This window comes from Novosphingobium sediminicola (assembly GCF_014196525.1).
In the GTDB taxonomy this organism is placed as follows: Bacteria; Pseudomonadota; Alphaproteobacteria; order Sphingomonadales; family Sphingomonadaceae; genus Novosphingobium; species Novosphingobium sediminicola.
The window spans coordinates 111,455-128,444 of record NZ_JACIDX010000008.1 but is presented as its reverse complement, the minus strand read 5'-3'; the positions used below and the strand labels follow the sequence as shown (position 1 = coordinate 128,444).

Sequence of the window (16,990 nt, the reverse complement as noted above, 5' to 3'; positions counted from 1 at the left end):
ATTCGGTAACAGGCGCCAAAGGGGCCAAAAGAGGGCGCGACAACAGCCAGCAGCCCGTCATATGGCGCGCCCATAGCGGGAAAATTGCCGTTTGGCTTGTTCTTTTTTTGGGTTGGCCCGAGTCGGGCGGCCCTTGGCGGCACAAAATCTAGTTTTGGCGGGCAAATTCCTCGATTGTCGCCAGATGGGTGGCGATCTCGGCCTCGCTCAGGAAAGAGCCGGTGAAACTGTTGCGCGCCAGTTGGACGATCTGCGCTTTGCCAAGGTTGCGCGCATGGGCCACCGCCCGGTAATTTTCGGCAACATAGCCGCCGAAATAGGCCGGATCATCCGAATTGACCGTGGCGTTCAGGCCCAGATCCAGCATCCGGTCGATCGGATGATCGGCCAGATCGCCCACCACGCATAATTTCAGATTGGAAAGCGGGCAGACGGTCAGCGTCATCCCCGATTGCGCCAGACGCTCGACCAGCGCGGGGTCCTCCAGCGCGCGGTTACCATGGTCGATTCGGTCGATATGCAGGATGTCGAGCGCCTCATGGACATAGGCGGGCGGGCCTTCCTCGCCGGCATGGGCCACGCGCTTGAGGCCCGCTTCTCCGGCGGCGGCAAAGACGCGGGCGAATTTCGACGGCGGATGGCCCAGTTCGGACGAATCGAGGCCCACGCCCGCGATCCGGTCCAGCCATTTTTCCGCTTGCCTCCATGTGGCAAAGGCGGCCTCCTCGTTCAGATGGCGCAGGAAGCTCAGGATCAGTTTCGAGCTTACGCCCTCGACTGCCGCCATGCCGGACAACAGTCCCTCGATCACCACATCAAAGGGGATGCCGCGGTCGGTATGCGTCTGGGGGTCAAAAAAGATCTCGGCGTGGCGCACCCCATCGGCCCGCGCCCGCGCAAAATAGGCGGCGGCCAGATCGTGGAAATCCTGCTTGGTCTGCAACACCTGCGCCCCGGCATAATAGATATCGAGAAAGTCCTGAAGGTTCGAGAACTGATAGGCCGCGCGCACGTCCTCGACGCTGGCAAAGGGGATTGCCACTTTGTTGCGCCGCGCCAGTTCAAACATCAGCTCCGGCTCAAGGCTGCCCTCGATATGCAGGTGGAGTTCGGCCTTGGGGATGCCGGTAATGAATCGGTCGAGATCGTCCATGGCCTGATCCTATCGCGAATGGGCAAGGATGCCAGCAATATAGGTGCGCGCCACGCAGCGATCATCGCCCAGCACCTGCATGGCGAATAACCTTTCCGCCAGCCCTGCGCCCTGCGTGCGCATCGCCAGCAAAGGCGTGGCGCAAGGGTCGAGCACGATGAAGTCAGCCTCCTGCCCCGCCTGCAAGCCCCCGATCCGGTCCGACAGGCCCAGCGCCCGCGCGCCCCCGGCCGTTGCCAGATAGAGCGCGCGAAACGGATCGAGCACCGCGCCCCGCATCTGGCATACCTTATAGGCCTCGCCTTGAGTGGAGAGCATCGAGAAACTCGTCCCCGCGCCCACATCCGTGCCCATGCCCACCTTCACCCCGAACCGGTCGGCATGGGCCAGATCGAACAGGCCCGAACCCAGAAACAGATTGCTGGTCGGGCAAAAAGCGATGGCCGAGCCTGCCTCGCCCATGCGGCCCATCGCCGCGTCATTCATATGGATGCAATGGGCAAACAGCGAACGCGGCCCCACCAGCCCAAACCGGTCATAGGCGTCAATATAATGCGCCGCGCCAAACCGCGCCTCCACCGCCGCGCATTCGCCCGTGTTTTCGGCCATATGCGTGTGCATCATCACATCATCGTGCGCGGCCAGCAGATCGCCCGCCACGCGCAATTGCGCATCCGATGATGTCAGCGCAAAGCGCGGCGTCACCGCATAGCCCAGCCGCCCGCGCCCGCGCCACCGCGCGATCAGCGCCTCGCTCTCGCCCCGCGCGGCCTCTGGCGTATCGCGCAGGCCTTCCGGCCCAAGGTCCATCAGCACCTTGCCCGAAATGATGCGCATATTGCGCGTCATCGCCGCCTCGAACAAAGCGTCCACGCTGCCCTCATGCACGGTGGCGAAAACCAGCGCGCTGGTCGTGCCATTGCGCAGCAATTCGTCGAGGAAGAAGGCGGCCACGTGATCGGCATGGTTGCGGTCGGCAAATGCCTTTTCCGCCGGGAAAATATGCTGCTCCAGCCAGCTGAGCAATTGCTGGCCATGGGCGGCGATGCGGGCGGTTTGCGGATAATGGATGTGGGTGTCGATAAAACCGGGCACGATCAGGCCGGGCAAGGTTTCCACCGAAACATCGCCAAACCGCTCCGCCAGATCGGCGTAAGGCCCCAGCGCCACCACCAGCCCATCCTCGACCACCAACAGGCCATCGGGATAATGCCGGACCACATCGGGGGCGGGTGTGGTCAGGATCTCGCCGCGAAACGCATGGATCATGCGGCCTGCTCCATGCTGGCGGCCAATGGCAAGGTCAGCAATTGCGCCAATACGGCAATGGCGATGGTGTCCGGCTCCTTGCCGGTGATGCCGGGCAATCCGATGGGGCAGGTCAGGCGCGAGGCATCCACCCCTTCGCCGCGCAGCCGCGCCAGAAACCGCGAACGCTTGGTGGCCGAGCCGATCAGCCCGACAAACCGCGCCCGCGAGCGCAAAGCCGCCGCCACCAACCGATAATCCAGCCCATGGTCATGCGTCAGGATCAGCACCGCATGATCGCCCCCCGCGCTGGCCGCGCATTCGACCAGTTCGGCCTCGGGCGCGATCACCACGCCGGGCGCGTCATAGTCGGGGCGGCAGTCATACCACCCCAGCGAGAGCGGCAATCCCTCGACCCGCCCGGCAATCGCCCGCCCGACATGGCCTGCGCCAAACAGCATCAGCGGCAGGCGCGGCCCATCCTGCGGCTCGGCAAAGGCAAAGCCGGGGGCGGGCAGGGGGCCTCGCGCCGGGATCGCCATCGCGGGCCTGTCGCCCAATGCGCGCCGCTCCACGCCCCCCTCGCGCAGGATGGTCAGCGTGGGCGCATCGAACCATGCCGCGTCGCTCAGGCGTTCGACCATCACCCGCACCCGCCCGCCGCAGCACTGGCCCAGCAAAGGCCCCAAAGGATAATCCTGCACCCGCCAGCTTCCGACCGGATGCGCCAGAATCGCGCGGGCCTGCGCCACCAACTGATGCTCCAGCCGCCCGCCGCCGATCGTGCCCGCCATAGCGCCCGCCGTCACGGCCATGCGCGCGCCCGGCCCGCGCGGGGCAGATCCTTCCGTGGCCAGCACGCTGATGAGAGCGACGGGTTCGCGCGGCAATGCCTGCCGGGCCAGATCCTGCCAGATCATCGCGCCTTTAACTCCGCAATGGCCTTGAGTATCCGCTCCGGCGTGGCGGGCGCGTCCAGCGCGGGCAGGCCGACACCGGGGGCCGCTGCCATCACCGCCTCGCTCAAAGCGCTGAAAACGCTGATCGCCAGCATGAAGGGCGGCTCGCCCACGGCCTTGGAGCGGTGGATGGTGGGTTCGACATTCTCGCCCCGTTCCCACAGGCGGATGTCCATATGGGCGGGGCGGTCGGATGCGGTGGGGATCTTATAGGTGCTGGGCGCGTGGCTGAGCAAGCGGCCATCGGGGTGGAAAACAAGCTCCTCGGTGGTCAGCCAGCCCATGCCCTGAATGAACCCGCCCTCGACCTGCCCCAGATCAATCGCCGGATTGAGCGAGCGCCCCGCATCATGGAGAATATCCGTCCGCAGCACCTTATGCTCGCCCGTCAGCGTGTCGATCACGACTTCGGAACAGGCCGCGCCATAGGCGAAGTAATAAAAGGGGCGGCCATGATGCGCGGCGCGGTCATAGTGAATCTCGGGCGTGGCGTAAAAGCCGCTGGCCCACAATTGCACCCGCGCCATATAGGCCATGCGGGCCAGCGCGGAAAACGGCATGGTGACACCGCCCGCCACCACGCCCTTGGGCGTAAAGCGCACATCTTCGGCCGCCACGTCATTTTGCGCGGCCAGCCATGCGGCCATCCGCCCCCTGATCTCCATCGCCGCATAATAGGCGGCCATGCCGTTCAGGTCTGACCCCGAAGAGGCCGCCGTGGCGCTGGTGTTGGGCACTTTGTCGGTGCGCGTGGGCATGATGCGGATGCGCGAAAGGGGCAGGGCGAAGACATCAGCCACCACCTGCGCGACCTTGGTGTAGAGCCCTTGCCCCATCTCGATCCCGCCATGGTTCAATTGCACCGAACCATCGGCATAGACCAGCACCAGCGCGCCCGCCTGATTGAGGTGTTGGGCAGTAAAGCTGATGCCGAATTTGACGGGGGTGAGAGCGATGCCTTTTTTGAGCACGCGGTGGGATGCGTTGAAGGCCGCCACCGCCGCCCGCCGCGCCGCATAATCGCAGGACACGGCCAGTTCGCCCATGATCTGGGGCGCGACATTATCCGCCACGCGCATCCCATAAGGCGTAATATCGCGCCCCGGCGCATAAAGGTTGGCGCGGCGCACGGCCAGCGGATCGCGCCCTACGTTGGCTGCCACATCGTCCATGATCCGCTCGATGGCGATCATCCCCTGCGGCCCGCCAAAGCCGCGAAAGGCGGTGTTCGACACGGTGTTGGTGCGCAGACGATGGCTCAGGATTTCCACCGCAGGCAGCCAATAGGCATTGTCGGCATGAAACATCGCCCGGTCGTTGATCGAGGGCGAGAGGTCCATGCTGATGCCGCAGCGCGAGGCCAGCTCCAGCTTCAGCCCGGTCAGCACGCCTTCATCGTCAAAACCGACATCATAGCGGATGGTAAAATCATGCCTCTTGCCGGTCAGCACCATATCGTCGTCGCGGTCATAGCGCAGACGCGCGGGCCGCCCGGTCTTCATCGCCACCAGCGCGCAGGCGGCGGCGGGCGCGGTGGCCTGCGTTTCCTTGCCGCCAAATCCGCCGCCCAGCCGCCGCGCTTCCACCGTCACATCGGCGCTGGGGCGGCCCAGCAGATGGGCGACCAGATGCTGCACCTCGGACGGATGCTGAGTCGAGGACCAGACATGGGTCTGCCCATCCTCCATCGGCATCGCCTGCGCGATCTGGCCTTCGAGGTAGAAATGCTCCTGCCCGCCGATCTCCAGCGCGCCCTGCAAACGGCGCGTGCTGGCGGCCAGCGCGGCATCGGCATCGCCGCGCGCCATGCGCTGGGTCGGCTCGATATGGTCGCCCGCCGCCAAGGCCTCGTCCACGGTCAGATGCGCGGGTAGGTCTTCATAATCCACCTTGGCCAGCCTTGCCGCGCGGCGGGCCTGATCGTGGGTGTGCGCGGCCACCAGAAACAAAGGCTGCCCGGCAAAATGTACTTCGCCATCCGCCAGCAGGGGTTCGTCATGGCGCAGCGGGCCGACATTGTTGTCGCCGGGAATATCACCGGCCGTATAGACCCCCACGACGCCGGGCGCCGCGATCACCGCCGACAGATCCATGCTCAGCACGCGCGCATGGGCCCGCGCCGAAAGCCCAAAGGCCAGATGGAGCAGCCCGGCAGGATGCGGCAGATCGTCAATATAGGCCGCCGCGCCCGTCACATGCAGGCGGGCGCTGTCATGCGCATGGGGCGTATGGACCTCAGCCATGGCCCACCTCCAGCACGCTGACCGCCTCGCCGATTTGCGCCAGCCACAGGCGGCGCAAAAGGTTGCCAGCCACGGCAAGGCGATATTGCGACGATCCGCGCACATCGCTCAAAGGCTGATAATCGCGGGAGAGAGCGGGGATCGCCGCCTCGATACTTGCCTCATCCCATGCCTTGCGGATCAACGCCTCCTCGGTGGCATGGGCGCGTTTGGGCGTGGCCGCCATGCCGCCAAAGGCGATGCGCGCGCGGGCGATCACCCCATCCTCGATGGTCAGATGAAACGCCCCCAGCACCGCCGAAATATCGCTGTCAAACCGTTTGGAGAGTTTGGTAATGGCGATCACCGCATCGGGCGCGGGGCGGGGGATGAAGACGCCCTCGACAAATTCACCCTCGCGCCGGTCCTGCTTGCCATAGGCGAGGAAATAGTCCTCCAGCGCCATTTCTCGCCGCATATCGCCCCGGCGCAGCGTTAATGTCGCGCCCAAGGCGATCAGCGCGGGCGGCATGTCGCCTATGGGCGATCCATTGGCGATATTGCCGCCGATCGTGCCCGCATTGCGCACCGGCGTCCCGGCAATCCGCCGCACCAGCTCGCCCAGATCCGGGTGCAGCCGCGCCAGCACATCCCACGCATCGGAATAGCGCACCCCCGCGCCCAGCGTGACGCCCGCCTCGCTCTCGCCAATCCCGCGCAGGTCGGCCACATCGCCGATGAAGATCACCCGCCCCAGATCGCGCAATTGCTTGGTCACCCACAGGCCGACATCGGTGGCCCCGGCGACGATCCGCGCATCGGGATATTGCGTCAACAGCGCGGCCAGTTCATCGGCGGAGCGCGGCACGTGCCAGTTTTTCCCCTCGCCGCGCGGCAGGGCCGCCAGCGCCGCCCGCACATCGCCATCATCGCGCGGGACGGGGGGGCAGGCCGCCGCGCTGTCCAGTATCGGGCCATAGCCGGTGCAGCGGCACAGATTGCCCGACAGCACATCGGCCACCGGTCGCCCCACGGTGCCCAAACCGCCCCGCGCGCGGCCTTCAAGGCTCATGATAAAACCGGGGGTGCAAAAACCACACTGGCTGCCATGGCGCGCCACCATCTCGCCCTGCACCGCGCAGAGGCTTTCGGGCGTGCCGAGGCTTTCCACCGTCACCAGTGCCTTGCCGTCGAGCATGGGGGCAAACAGGATGCACGAATTGACCGCGCGCCATTGCACCGCCCCTTCCACGATCTGCCCCAGCAGCACCGTGCAGGCCCCGCAATCGCCCTCGCCGCAGCCTTCCTTGGTGCCCTTGCGGCCCAGCCTTTCGCGGATCAGGTGCAGCGCGGTCTCCTGCGCGCCCGCCTCGATTTCCGTCACTTGCCCGTCGAGCAGAAAGCGGATCATCTCAACTCCCGCGATAGGTGGAATAGGAAAAGGGCGAGACGAGCAGCGGCACATGGTAATGTCCGCCGCGTTCGGCCCCGCTGCTTTGGGCTATGCCGAAATCAATCGAGACTTCATCCAGAAATGGCGGATCGGGCAGGGCCACGCCCCGGCCCCGGAAATAATCCGCCACGGCAAAGCTCAGCCGATAGCGCCCCGGCGCCAGATCGGCCGGGGCCAGATTGGCGACGCGCCCGTCCTCATTGGTCACCCCCTGCGCCGCCAGCCCATACGGCCCGGTCAGCCGCACCGCCATCCCGGCGGCAGGTGTGCCGTGCATCGTGTCGAGAACGTGGGTCGAAAGGCTGCTCATGGCTGATCCTCCAGCCGCAACTTGGTGATCTTTCCGATTTCGAGCAGCGCGGCGGCGATTTCCGTCTCGGTATCGTGGGCTGCGCGCTCCTCCATCGCGGCCAATATACCAGCCTTGTCGGTCAGCCGCACGCAGATGATGAAGGGCATGTCATGGGCTGCGCGATAGGCCGCGTTAAGCGCATGAAACCGGGCAAATTCCTCCGGCGTCAACCGATCCAGCCCGGCGCTGGCCTGCTCGGCGGCGCTGGCCTGCGTCAGATTGCCGTCCATAGCCGCCTTGCCCGCCAGTTCAGGGTGAGCGCGGATCAGGGCAAGCTGCTCTGTGCGGCTGGCGCCATAGACCGCCGCCATCAGATCGGCATGGCGGTCGCCCGATGATGGCGCGGCATCGGCCCGCGCTTCCACCCAGGGCGAATGTTCAAACAGGGCGCTCAATGCGAATTGCCTTCCATGCTGACATGGGCGGAGACGACTTTCCAGCCCCCGAAACCGCCATCGGGAAATTTGACCCAGCTTTGCGTCTGGCGTCCGCGGCGATCCGATCCTTCGCGGAAAAATTCGGCGTCCGCGGTGGCAAAGGCATCGCCATAGGTCGTGATCGCAACCCGGCCCAGCCGCCGCTGGGGCGATCCGCCGCGCCCCTTGCGAAACTCCCTGATCGCCTCGATGCCATAGAGCACCTCACCCACGCCATAGCGGTTGGTGGTGGGCGCATCGTGAAACAGCGCGTCCATCGCGGGAATGTCATCCGTCATCAAGGCGCGCTCATATTCTTGAAACGCCGCCGTAACTTCGGCCAGCAGCACCGGATCGTCGATGGTCATGCGCCGCCTCCATAAGGGTGGGTGGCGATCCAGTGGCGGGCGATGTCGCGCCTTGTGGTGATCCACGCCGCGCCGCTTTGCATCACATGGTCGAGGAAACGTGCCACCGCCCGCGTCCGTCCGGGCCGCCCCGCGATGCGCCCATGCAGGCCGATGCTCATCATCCGACCGCCTTCCTCGGCCAGTTGGTCGAACGTGTCGCGCAGATAGCGAAAGAATTGCTCGCCTTCGGTAAAGCCGTTGAGCGCGACCATCTTCATGTCATTGGCGTCGAGACTGTAGGGCACGATGAGCTGCGGTTTGCCGAAACGATCATCCCAATAGGGCAGATCATCGGCATAGGAATCGGCATCGTAGAGAAACCCGCCCTCCTGCGCCACGAGGCGCGCGGTATTGGGGCTGGTGCGCCCCTGATACCAGCCCAGCGGGCGCTCTCCGGTCAGCGCTGTGTGGATCTCGATGGCTTTGGCGATATGCTCGGCCTCGACCTCGGGCGCGATAGTTTGATAGTCGATCCAGCGGTAGCCATGCGTCGCCACCTCCCAATCGGCCTTCAGCATGGCCTCGACCGCCGCCGGGTTCTGCTCCATCGCGGCGGCCACGCCGAACACGGTGACGGGCGCGGCGCGATCGGTAAACAGGCGGTGCAGCCGCCAGAAACCGGCGCGGCTGCCATATTCATAGAGGCTTTCCATGGCCATCGCGCGGGCCGGATGGCGCGCGGCGCCCACCATGTCGGACAGGAAGCCTTCGGACAGTTCATCGCCGTAAAGCGGGCTGTTCTCCGCGCCTTCCTCATAATTGATGACGAAATTGACCGCCACGCGCGCGCCGCCCGGCCACCCGGCATCAGGCGGCGTAGGGCCATAGCCGATCAGGTCGCGGCTCATTGGGCATCGTCCCAAGCGGAGAGCGCCGCGGGAACCGCCGCGCCCATCGGCAGGTTGAACCCCTGCGCGTTCAAACAAGCCTCCAAAGCGGCCAGCGTTATCAGCACCTTATGCTTCATCGCATTATAGCCCATCGCCCCGATCCGCCAGATCCGCCCTGCCAGCGGGCCAAAGGCGGTGCCGATCTCGATCTCGAAATGCTCGCGCATCGCGCGGCGGATCGCCTCGCCATCGACGCCATCGGGGATGTAGACGCCCGTGACATTAGTCATCCGGTGGGCATCATCGCCAAACAAGGTCAGGCCCATCGCGCGCAGCCCTGCGCTCATCGCTACGCCCGCCGCGCGGTGGCGGCGGTATCGCGCCTCCAACCCTTCGCCCAAGGCCACGCGCGCGCATTCTCGCGCGCCATAGAGCATGCTCGTCGCCTCGGTATGGTGGTTCAGCCGTTTCTCGCTCCAGTAATCCATCACCATGGCCAGATCGAAATAGTTCGAGCCGATGCGCGGCCCATGGCCATCGACGGCATCGGGGCTGCGAATGCCCTTTTCATCATGGCGGCGGGCGAAGATCTTCTCGGCGGCGGCGTCGGAAATGGTGATCGGCGCGCTGCCCGACGGCCCGCCCAGACACTTTTGCAGGCCCCCCGTGATGACATCGACACCCCAGCGGTCGGCGGCGATTTCCATACCTCCGATCGTGGCGGTCGCGTCAATATAGGTCAGCGCGCCGACCTCGCGGGCGATCGCGCCAAGCCCGTCTAGGGGCTGGGCCATCGTGGTGGACGTATCGCCATGCACGCTGCAAATCAGCGCGGGGCGCACCCGCAGCGCGGCATAGCGGATCGCCTCCATCGGCACGACCTGTCCCCATGGCGCATCGACGGTTTCGAACCGCGCGCCGATCCGCGTCAGGATCTCCTGCAAGAGCAGCCCAAAGCGCCCGAAATTGACCACCAGCGCTGTCTCGCCCGGCTGGATCAGGCTGACCAGAGCCGCCTCGATCCCCGCGCGCGCCGTGCCGTCCACCAGCATGGTCCAGCGATTGCCTGTGCCAAAGATCGGGCGATAGAGCGCCATCACCTGATTCATATAGGCGGTCATTTCCGGGTCGAATTGGCCCAGCAAATCCGCGCTCATCGCGCGCAGCACGCGCGGATGGGCATTGACCGGCCCCGGCCCCATCAACAGGCGTTGCGGCGGATCGATCTCGCCAAAGAGCAGCGGATCAAGCATAGGTCGCTCCCAATTTCTCGATAAAGCCCAACATGACGGCCAATGCCGCCTCGGCATCGGCGGGCTCGACATATTCGGCGGGATTGTGGCTGATGCCGTCGCGGCAACGGATGAACAGCATCGCGGTGGGGCACAATTGCGCCATCACCATCGCATCATGCCCCGCTCCCGACACCAGCCGCCGCGCAGGATGCCCGTTCTCCACCAGCGCCTCCTCCAGCCAATCCATCAGCCGCCCGTCGCATGGGCTGGCGGGCAGATCGTGGACCCGCTCAAATTCAAAATCCAGCCCGCGCGCATCGGCAATATCGACCAGCGCGTCGAGGATCTCCTCCGCTGCCCGGTTGCGCCGCCCTGCATCGCCGGCGCGCACGTCGAGCGTAAAACGCACCTCGCCCGCAATGACATTGGCCGCGCCCGGCAAAGCCTCGATCCGGCCCACCGTGGCGACCAGATCGCTCTCATCCGCCCGCGCGATGGCCTCCACCGCCAGCACCATTTCCGCCGCCCCGGCCAAGGCATCGCGGCGCAGCGGCATCGAGCTTGTCCCCGCATGGCCTGCCAGCCCGCGCACCACCATGCCATAGCGCAACTGCGCGGCAATCCCGGTGACGACGCCCAGCGCCAGCCCCTCGGCCTCCAGCACCGGGCCTTGCTCGATATGCGCCTCCAGATAGGCCAGCGCGCCGGGATGCCGCGCGCCCGCCAGCCCACCGGGCGAAAGGCCATATTCGGCCAAAGCCTGCGCCAGCGTGATGCCTTTGGCATCGGCCATGTCCGGCACGCCATCCAGAACCCCCGCCACCGCCTTGCTGGTCAGCATGGCGGCGGGAAAGCGGCTGCCCTCCTCGTCGCCAAAGGCGATGACCTCGATAGGAAAGGGCATGCGCCGCCCGGAGGCCGAGAGCGCCGCCACGCATTCCAGCCCCAGCATCACCCCCAAAGGCCCGTCGTAAAACCCGCCATCGCGCACGCTGTCCAAATGGCTGGCGATGATGAGGGGCGGCATGTCCTGCGTGCCGGGATAGCGCCCGATCAGATTGGCCGCCGCATCGGTGCGCGGGGTCATGCCCGCCTCGACCATCCATGCCGAGAGCTGTTCACGCGCGGCGCGATAGGCGGGGCTCAGCCATGCGCGGTAGAGCCCGCCCTCCATGTCGGAAAAGGGCATGGCGCCCAAAGCCTCGCAGCGCCGGGTGGCTCTGGCCCCGCCTACCATGCTGCGGCCTCGCCATCGCTGCGCGGGTCGGTGGCGCCTTCCAATCCGCCATCGGGGTGGCACACAATCGCGCCCGCATGGCCCATCATCGCCGTGATCGGCCCGACGCGCTCGACATCATGGCCCGCCGCGATCAGCGCATCATAGACCTCGGGCGCAAACCCGTCCTCGATCTTGAGCGTGGTGCTCTGATCCCCCCATGTCCGGCCCAGCAGCCAGCGCGGGGCGGAGATCGCCTCCTGAAGATCCGCGCCAAAGCGGGCATAGCGGGAAAAGAGCGCGGCTTGGGTCTGGGGCTGTCCCTCGCCGCCCATCGTGCCATAGGCCATCACGCGGCCATCATCGAACAGGGCCAGCGCGGGATTCAAAGTGTGGAACGGCTTGCGAAAGGGTTTGAGCGCATTCCATCCCCCCGGCGTCAGACGAAACGATGCCCCCCGGTTCTGCCATGTGATCCCGGTGCGCGGCAAAACCAGCCCCGAGCCAAATTCGAAATAGGTGCTTTGAATGCAGGAGACGACCTGCCCCCTGCCATCGGCGGCGCCGAACCAACAGGTGTCGCCCCACTGGCTGGGCTGGGGCCATGGCAGGGCGCGGGCCGGATCAATCCGCGCGGCCATCGCGTCCAGCGCGGCGGGATCGTCGAGCAGGGCCTGCGGATCGCCCTCCATATATTGCGGATCGCCGCAATGCCGGTCGCGCCAGAGGAAGGCCTGCTTGGTGGCCTCCACCAGCCCATGAATATGATCGAACCCATCCACCGCGCCCGCCTGCAACCGGTCGAACAGAGCGAGGATCAAGAGCGAGGCCACCCCCTGCGTCGGCGGGGCGGCATTATACAGCGTGCCGTGGCTGGTCCGCACATGCGGCGGGGCCGGGCGCGTGGCGCGATGCGCGGCCATGTCGGAGGCCGCAACCGGGCTGCCCAGCGCGGCCAGATCCTCGGCCATATCCGCCGCCAGAGGACCGCGATAGAAGCTCTCCAGCCCCTCCTCGCACAGGCGTCGCAATGTCGCGGCCAGCAAGGGCTGGCGCAGAATATCCCCTTCGCGCAGGGGCTGGCCATCGGGCTCGAACACGGCGGCATAGGCGCCCGGCTGAATGCGCAATTCCGGGCCCTTGGCGGCGGCAATTTCCGCCCCGCCGCGCGTTATCGCCACGCCCGCCTCGGCATGGGCGATGGCATCGCGCAGCAGGCGTTCCAAAGGCAAAGCCCCGCCATCGCTTTCCAGCGCCGTCTGCCACCCGCTGATCGTGCCTGCCACGGTGTTGGCCGCCAGAGGCCCGCGCCATGGCACGGCATCAAGCCCGGCATAAAGCGCAAGATCCGCCTTTTCCGCCGCGCCGCCGCAGCCGTGGACGCCATGAACGCGCCCATCGCCCTCGCGGATCACCCAGAAGCCATCGCCGCCGATCCCGGTCATATGCGGATAGACCACGGCCAGCGCCGCCGCCACCGCCACGCAGGCCTCCACCGCCGTCCCGCCATCGCGCAAGACCGACAGGCCCGCGCGCGATGCCAGATAATGCGGCGCGGTGACGATGCCTTGTGCGCCGCGAACTGTCTGCATCACGCTGCCCCCGTCAGCCAGACGAAGCGCGCGATAAACAGCCCCGCCAGCGCCAGCAGCAGCCAGTCCTTTTGCGTGGTCTTGCCGCGCACCAGTTTGATCAGCGCATGGGCGGCAATGCCCAGCGCCAGACCATTGGCGATGGAAAAGGTGAAAGGAATGCCCACCAGCGTCAGGAAGGCCGGGATCGCGGCCTCCGGATCGGTCCATTCCACGTCCGCCAATGGCACCATCATCAACGCGCCCACCAAAATCAGCGCGGGCGCGGTTGCCGCGCTGGGCACCAATTGCGCATAGGGGGCAACGAACATCGCGGCCAGAAACAGTACGCCTGTGACAATCGCGGTCAGGCCGGTGCGCCCGCCGACCTCAACCCCGCTGGCGCTTTCGACATAGGAGGTGACGGTGGATGTGCCCGCCACCGCGCCCACCATCGTGGCCAGCGAATCGGCCACCAGCATCCGGTTCAGCCCCGGAATATTGCCCGCCGGTTCAATCAGGCCAGCGCGCCGCGTCACCGCCATCAGCGTGCCCAGATTGTCGAACAGATCGACGAAGAGGAACACGAACAGGATTTCGAAAATCCCCAACCCAGCCTTGCCGCCAAAGCCGAACACGCCGCCAAGGTCGAGCTTGCCCACCGTCTCGGTCATGGCGGCAATGGAATAGGGTTTTACGTCAAAGCTGACCGCGCCCACGATCCATGCCAGAACCGTCGTGGTGGCAATGGCGATCAGGATGGCCGCATTCACCCGCCACACATGCAGCGCCACCACCAGCACAAGGCCGACAATCGCCAGAATCGGCCCGCTTTCATGCAGATTGCCCAGCGCCAGCCCCGTGGCCGGGCTGTTGACCACTAGACCGCCGTTTTTGAGGCCAATCAGCCCGATGAACAGGCCAATCCCCGCCGCCACCGCCGCGAACAGATGGGCAGGAATCGCCGCCACGATCATCTGGCGTATCCCCGCCAGCGTCAGGATCAGGAAAATCGCGCCTGAGACAAACACGCAGCCCAGCGCCACCGGCCATGGCACATGCATCGACTGGACCACGGTAAAGCTGAAATAGGCGTTGAGCCCCATGCCCGGCGCCAGCGCCAGCGGCGTATTGGCGATCGTGCCCATCAGGATGCTGGCGAAACCGGCGGCAAAACACGTGGCCGCCGCAACCCCTGCCACCGGCATTCCGGCCAGCCCGAGGATCGAGGGGTTGACCAGAATGATATAGGCCATGGTCAGGAAAGTCGTCGCCCCGGCCAGCACCTCGGTGCGGATCGAAGTGCCCCTTTCGGATAGCGCGAAATGGCGGTCGAGCGTAGAAGTCAGGCTCATGGCGTGGGTCCTGTGGTGCCGGTGATCCCGGCGCGGTGAAGGTGGTGGGCGGCGTCGATCAGGCGCGCTTCGGCCCATGCGGGCGCGATCATCTGGACGCCGATCGGCAGGGGTGTGTCGGCCAATGCTGGGACGGAGATCGCGGGCAGGCCGATAAAGCTGATCGGCTGGCAGAACATGCCCAGATTGGCGCGGACGGGGACCTGCTGGCCTTCGATCTCGATGGTGGCCTCGCCGATGCGCGGGGCGCTGCATGGCGTGGCGGGGGAGAGCAGCAGGTCGAAATCGGCAAACAGTGCGCGGGCCTGATCGGCCACGATCCGCCGCACCCGTCGCGCGGCCAGCAGCAGATCGGCAGGCATCAGCAATCCGGCCAGCATCCGGTCGCGCACGGCCGGATCAAAATCCATCGGGCGCGTCATGAGATCGGCGCGGTGCAGGCTACCCCCCTCCATCGCGGTCATGCAAAAGGCCGCCGAACGCGCCTGACTGGCCCCATTGAGCAGGGCGGGGGCGATGGAACAGCCCAGACCCGTCAGACCATCGGCGACATGGGCCAGCGCCGCATGAGCCTCCGGCGCGGCGCCGGCTGCGAAAAATCCGCCCAGCACGCCCACGCGCAGGGGGGGCATCTCGGGTGTGAAACCGGTGGGTTCGACCGGGCGTTGGCCTTGCGCGGGGTCGCGCGGGTCGGGGCCTTGCATTGCGTCATAGGCCGCGGCCAGCATCGCCGGGCTGCGGGCGAACAATCCGGCATGGTCGAGGCTGTGCACAAAGGGATAGACCCCCGCGCGCGACAGGCGGCCAAAGGTGGGCTTCAGCCCATAGACCCCGCAGAGTGAGGCGGGCACCCGGATCGACCCGTTGGTGTCCGAGCCCAGCGCAATATCCACCAGCCCTGCCGCCACCGCCGCCGCCGATCCGCCCGATGAACCGCCCGCGATGCGCGCGGGATCATGCGGGTTGCGCGTGGTGCCGTAATGGCTGTTTTCCGTGGCGAAACCATAGGCATATTCGTCCATGTTGGTCATGCCGACCAACCGGCTCCCCGCCGCCCTCAGCCTTGCCACCAGCGTGGCGTCCTGCGCGGCCACTTTGCCGTCATCGGCGTTGATCTTTGAACCGGCCAGTGTGACATGGCCCGCCACATCGTATAGATCCTTGGCGGCAAAGCTGGTGCCCGCCAGAGGCCCGTCCGGCGTAAGGCCATTGGGCAAGGGGCCTTCGGGCAGGAGCGTGGTGAAGATATTCAACGTGTCGATCATGGCGCGATCAACTCGGCGGGGTCCGCCATCGGGTCGTCGATCTCGCGCAAATGCGCGCCGTGGCGGGCCAGCAGCGCCAGATTGGCCATGATCCCCGCGCGGCATTCCTCCGGCGGGGCCAGTCCCGCCACGCGCAGCAGGACATCGAGTGTCGCGCCGTCGATGTCCCCGCTCATCTGGCCTCCCTATGTTGCCCCTGTCCTCTTTGCCCCGACGGCCCTGTGCGAGAAAGCGCAAATTTTTGCCCCATGCGTTGCAAAAATCAGAGCGCCCTTATTCCTCGCGCAGGATGATCGCCGCCTCGGGCTTGTGCTTGCGGATTTCCTCCTTGGTCAGCCCGTCCACCTCATGCGGGAACACCAGCCATTCGTCGGTTTCATAGACATAGAAATCGGGCTTGATATCCACCTTGGACCGGCGCGGCTTGTAATAGACCGTGGCGCTGCGGATCGTCTTGGGCGTGTTGTGACGACACCGCGCGGCCAGTTCCTTCATAAAGGCGGCAATCGAGCGTCCGCTGTCGAACACATCGTCGATCACCAGGAGTTTGTCGGTGGGTTCCAGCGTGTCGATCAGATAGCCCAGCGAATAGACCTGAACCTCGTCCTCCTGACGGTCGATGCCGGTATAGCTGGCCGTGCGCACGGCGATATGGTCGGTCATCACACCGTGATATTCCAGCAATTCCTGCACCGCGATGCCCACTGGCGCGCCCCCGCGCCAGATGCCCACGATATGGGTGGGGCGGAAATCGGAATCGAGGATTTTATTGGCGAGGCGAAAGGAATCGGCAAGCAGGTCATTGGCCGAGAGGTAACGCTTTTCGATCATGGCAGAGGGGCTCTTTTGATGTCTGATGCAGCAGGAATAAACGCTTTACGCGCCATTGAATAGCGCCCCGGGCAAAAGCGCGTAGGACCAAAGGGCAATTCGCCTATTGCCGATAATTGCGGCAAGTTGGCACCACACAAGCGGCCCGGCCAGAACCGGGCGCGGGATGAGGAGAAGATCATGCCTACTCTGGTTGTCAGCTATCCCTTGGGGGATGGCACGGAATTTGACGCGCAATACTATGTGGAAACGCATATCCCGCTGGTCCGCACCTGCTGGACGCCTTACGGCCTGAGCAGCGCCGAGGTGCTCTTGCCGCAGGGCGATCAGCCGTGGCACGGGGCGGTGCTGCTGCGGTTTGAAAGCAGCGCGGCGATCGATGCGGCGCTGAACGGGATCGAGACGCCCAAGGTGATGGCCGACCTGCCCAAATTCACCAATATCGCGCCGGTGATCTACCGGGCGTTTTGATGG

Annotated in this window: 17 protein-coding genes; 1 reads left to right on the top strand and 16 read right to left on the bottom strand. The window is 65.8% G+C overall.

Going from position 1 to position 16,990, the window contains the following annotated elements; all coding sequences use genetic code 11:
* Positions 1-148: 148 nt before the first annotated feature.
* The 16 genes from GGR38_RS11660 to GGR38_RS11590 all read right to left on the bottom strand — a co-directional run bounded on the left by GGR38_RS11660 (position 149) and on the right by GGR38_RS11590 (position 16,516).
* Positions 149-1,153, bottom strand: a complete 1,005-nt coding sequence (locus GGR38_RS11660) for an adenosine deaminase (protein ID WP_183625696.1) — start codon at positions 1,151-1,153, stop codon at positions 149-151.
* A gap of 9 nt (positions 1,154-1,162) precedes the next feature.
* Positions 1,163-2,422, bottom strand: a complete 1,260-nt coding sequence (gene guaD, locus GGR38_RS11655) for a guanine deaminase (RefSeq protein ID WP_183625694.1) — start codon at positions 2,420-2,422, stop codon at positions 1,163-1,165.
* On the bottom strand, positions 2,419-3,321 hold the full coding sequence (gene xdhC / locus GGR38_RS11650) for a xanthine dehydrogenase accessory protein XdhC (RefSeq protein WP_183625692.1): 903 nt from the start codon (positions 3,319-3,321) through the stop codon (positions 2,419-2,421). The genes guaD and xdhC overlap by 4 nt, the downstream gene beginning before the upstream one ends.
* Positions 3,318-5,603 carry a xanthine dehydrogenase molybdopterin binding subunit gene (gene xdhB, locus GGR38_RS11645; RefSeq protein ID WP_183625690.1) on the bottom strand — a complete coding sequence of 762 codons (2,286 nt, stop codon included), beginning with the start codon at positions 5,601-5,603 and terminating at the stop codon, positions 3,318-3,320. The genes xdhC and xdhB overlap by 4 nt, the downstream gene beginning before the upstream one ends.
* Positions 5,596-6,993, bottom strand: coding sequence for a xanthine dehydrogenase small subunit (xdhA, locus tag GGR38_RS11640; RefSeq protein ID WP_183625688.1), 1,398 nt, complete (start codon positions 6,991-6,993; stop codon positions 5,596-5,598). The genes xdhB and xdhA overlap by 8 nt, the downstream gene beginning before the upstream one ends.
* Position 6,994: 1 nt before the next feature.
* Complete coding sequence (gene uraH, locus GGR38_RS11635; protein ID WP_183625687.1) at positions 6,995-7,345, bottom strand: hydroxyisourate hydrolase; 351 nt, start codon at positions 7,343-7,345, stop codon at positions 6,995-6,997.
* Positions 7,342-7,782, bottom strand: coding sequence for a 2-oxo-4-hydroxy-4-carboxy-5-ureidoimidazoline decarboxylase (gene uraD, locus GGR38_RS11630; protein WP_183625686.1), 441 nt, complete (start codon positions 7,780-7,782; stop codon positions 7,342-7,344). Before uraD ends, uraH begins: the two co-directional genes overlap by 4 nt.
* On the bottom strand, positions 7,779-8,171 hold the full coding sequence (gene hpxZ, locus GGR38_RS11625; protein WP_183625685.1) for an oxalurate catabolism protein HpxZ: 393 nt from the start codon (positions 8,169-8,171) through the stop codon (positions 7,779-7,781). The genes uraD and hpxZ overlap by 4 nt, the downstream gene beginning before the upstream one ends.
* Entirely contained in the window at positions 8,168-9,061 is an 894-nt protein-coding gene (puuE, locus tag GGR38_RS11620; protein WP_183625684.1) for an allantoinase PuuE, read from the bottom strand. Before puuE ends, hpxZ begins: the two co-directional genes overlap by 4 nt.
* Positions 9,058-10,296 (bottom strand): pyridoxal-phosphate-dependent aminotransferase family protein, encoded by a 1,239-nt coding sequence (locus tag GGR38_RS11615; RefSeq protein WP_183625683.1) that lies wholly within the window; start codon positions 10,294-10,296, stop codon positions 9,058-9,060. Before GGR38_RS11615 ends, puuE begins: the two co-directional genes overlap by 4 nt.
* Entirely contained in the window at positions 10,289-11,515 is a 1,227-nt protein-coding gene (locus tag GGR38_RS11610; RefSeq protein ID WP_183625682.1) for an allantoate amidohydrolase, read from the bottom strand. Before GGR38_RS11610 ends, GGR38_RS11615 begins: the two co-directional genes overlap by 8 nt.
* Positions 11,509-13,086: a gamma-glutamyltransferase family protein gene (locus tag GGR38_RS11605; protein ID WP_183625680.1), complete on the bottom strand. Its 1,578-nt coding sequence runs from the start codon at positions 13,084-13,086 to the stop codon at positions 11,509-11,511. The genes GGR38_RS11610 and GGR38_RS11605 overlap by 7 nt, the downstream gene beginning before the upstream one ends.
* On the bottom strand, positions 13,086-14,420 hold the full coding sequence (locus GGR38_RS11600) for an NCS2 family permease (RefSeq protein WP_183625679.1): 1,335 nt from the start codon (positions 14,418-14,420) through the stop codon (positions 13,086-13,088). The genes GGR38_RS11605 and GGR38_RS11600 overlap by 1 nt, the downstream gene beginning before the upstream one ends.
* Positions 14,417-15,685 carry an AtzE family amidohydrolase gene (locus tag GGR38_RS11595; protein ID WP_246404528.1) on the bottom strand — a complete coding sequence of 423 codons (1,269 nt, stop codon included), beginning with the start codon at positions 15,683-15,685 and terminating at the stop codon, positions 14,417-14,419. The genes GGR38_RS11600 and GGR38_RS11595 overlap by 4 nt, the downstream gene beginning before the upstream one ends.
* Complete coding sequence (locus GGR38_RS24155) at positions 15,682-15,861, bottom strand: hypothetical protein (protein ID WP_246404527.1); 180 nt, start codon at positions 15,859-15,861, stop codon at positions 15,682-15,684. Before GGR38_RS24155 ends, GGR38_RS11595 begins: the two co-directional genes overlap by 4 nt.
* 97 nt (positions 15,862-15,958) lie before the next feature.
* A complete protein-coding gene (locus tag GGR38_RS11590) occupies positions 15,959-16,516 on the bottom strand; it encodes a phosphoribosyltransferase (RefSeq protein ID WP_172340651.1) in 558 nt (185 codons plus the stop codon).
* A gap of 180 nt (positions 16,517-16,696) precedes the next feature.
* Between GGR38_RS11590 and GGR38_RS11585 the strand changes: the two genes are divergently transcribed.
* Complete coding sequence (locus GGR38_RS11585) at positions 16,697-16,987, top strand: EthD family reductase (protein WP_183625673.1); 291 nt, start codon at positions 16,697-16,699, stop codon at positions 16,985-16,987.
* The last annotated feature ends 3 nt before the right edge of the window (positions 16,988-16,990 follow it).

Excerpts from the sequence above, each read along its gene's own strand:
- xdhA (WP_183625688.1), bottom strand. The coding sequence starts at position 6,993 with ATGATCCGCTTTCTGCTCGACGGGCAAGTGACGGAAATCGAGGCGGGC.
- xdhB (WP_183625690.1), bottom strand. The coding sequence starts at position 5,603 with ATGGCTGAGGTCCATACGCCCCATGCGCATGACAGCGCCCGCCTGCAT.
- puuE (WP_183625684.1), bottom strand. The coding sequence starts at position 9,061 with ATGAGCCGCGACCTGATCGGCTATGGCCCTACGCCGCCTGATGCCGGG.
- GGR38_RS11600 (WP_183625679.1), bottom strand. The coding sequence starts at position 14,420 with ATGAGCCTGACTTCTACGCTCGACCGCCATTTCGCGCTATCCGAAAGG.
- hpxZ (WP_183625685.1), bottom strand. The coding sequence starts at position 8,171 with ATGACCATCGACGATCCGGTGCTGCTGGCCGAAGTTACGGCGGCGTTT.
- GGR38_RS24155 (WP_246404527.1), bottom strand. The coding sequence starts at position 15,861 with ATGAGCGGGGACATCGACGGCGCGACACTCGATGTCCTGCTGCGCGTG.
- GGR38_RS11615 (WP_183625683.1), bottom strand. The coding sequence starts at position 10,296 with ATGCTTGATCCGCTGCTCTTTGGCGAGATCGATCCGCCGCAACGCCTG.
- xdhC (WP_183625692.1), bottom strand. The coding sequence starts at position 3,321 with ATGATCTGGCAGGATCTGGCCCGGCAGGCATTGCCGCGCGAACCCGTC.
- GGR38_RS11610 (WP_183625682.1), bottom strand. The coding sequence starts at position 11,515 with ATGGTAGGCGGGGCCAGAGCCACCCGGCGCTGCGAGGCTTTGGGCGCC.
- uraH (WP_183625687.1), bottom strand. The coding sequence starts at position 7,345 with ATGAGCAGCCTTTCGACCCACGTTCTCGACACGATGCACGGCACACCT.
- GGR38_RS11585 (WP_183625673.1), top strand. The coding sequence starts at position 16,697 with ATGCCTACTCTGGTTGTCAGCTATCCCTTGGGGGATGGCACGGAATTT.
- GGR38_RS11660 (WP_183625696.1), bottom strand. The coding sequence starts at position 1,153 with ATGGACGATCTCGACCGATTCATTACCGGCATCCCCAAGGCCGAACTC.
- GGR38_RS11605 (WP_183625680.1), bottom strand. The coding sequence starts at position 13,086 with ATGCAGACAGTTCGCGGCGCACAAGGCATCGTCACCGCGCCGCATTAT.
- GGR38_RS11590 (WP_172340651.1), bottom strand. The coding sequence starts at position 16,516 with ATGATCGAAAAGCGTTACCTCTCGGCCAATGACCTGCTTGCCGATTCC.
- GGR38_RS11595 (WP_246404528.1), bottom strand. The coding sequence starts at position 15,685 with ATGATCGACACGTTGAATATCTTCACCACGCTCCTGCCCGAAGGCCCC.
- guaD (WP_183625694.1), bottom strand. The coding sequence starts at position 2,422 with ATGATCCATGCGTTTCGCGGCGAGATCCTGACCACACCCGCCCCCGAT.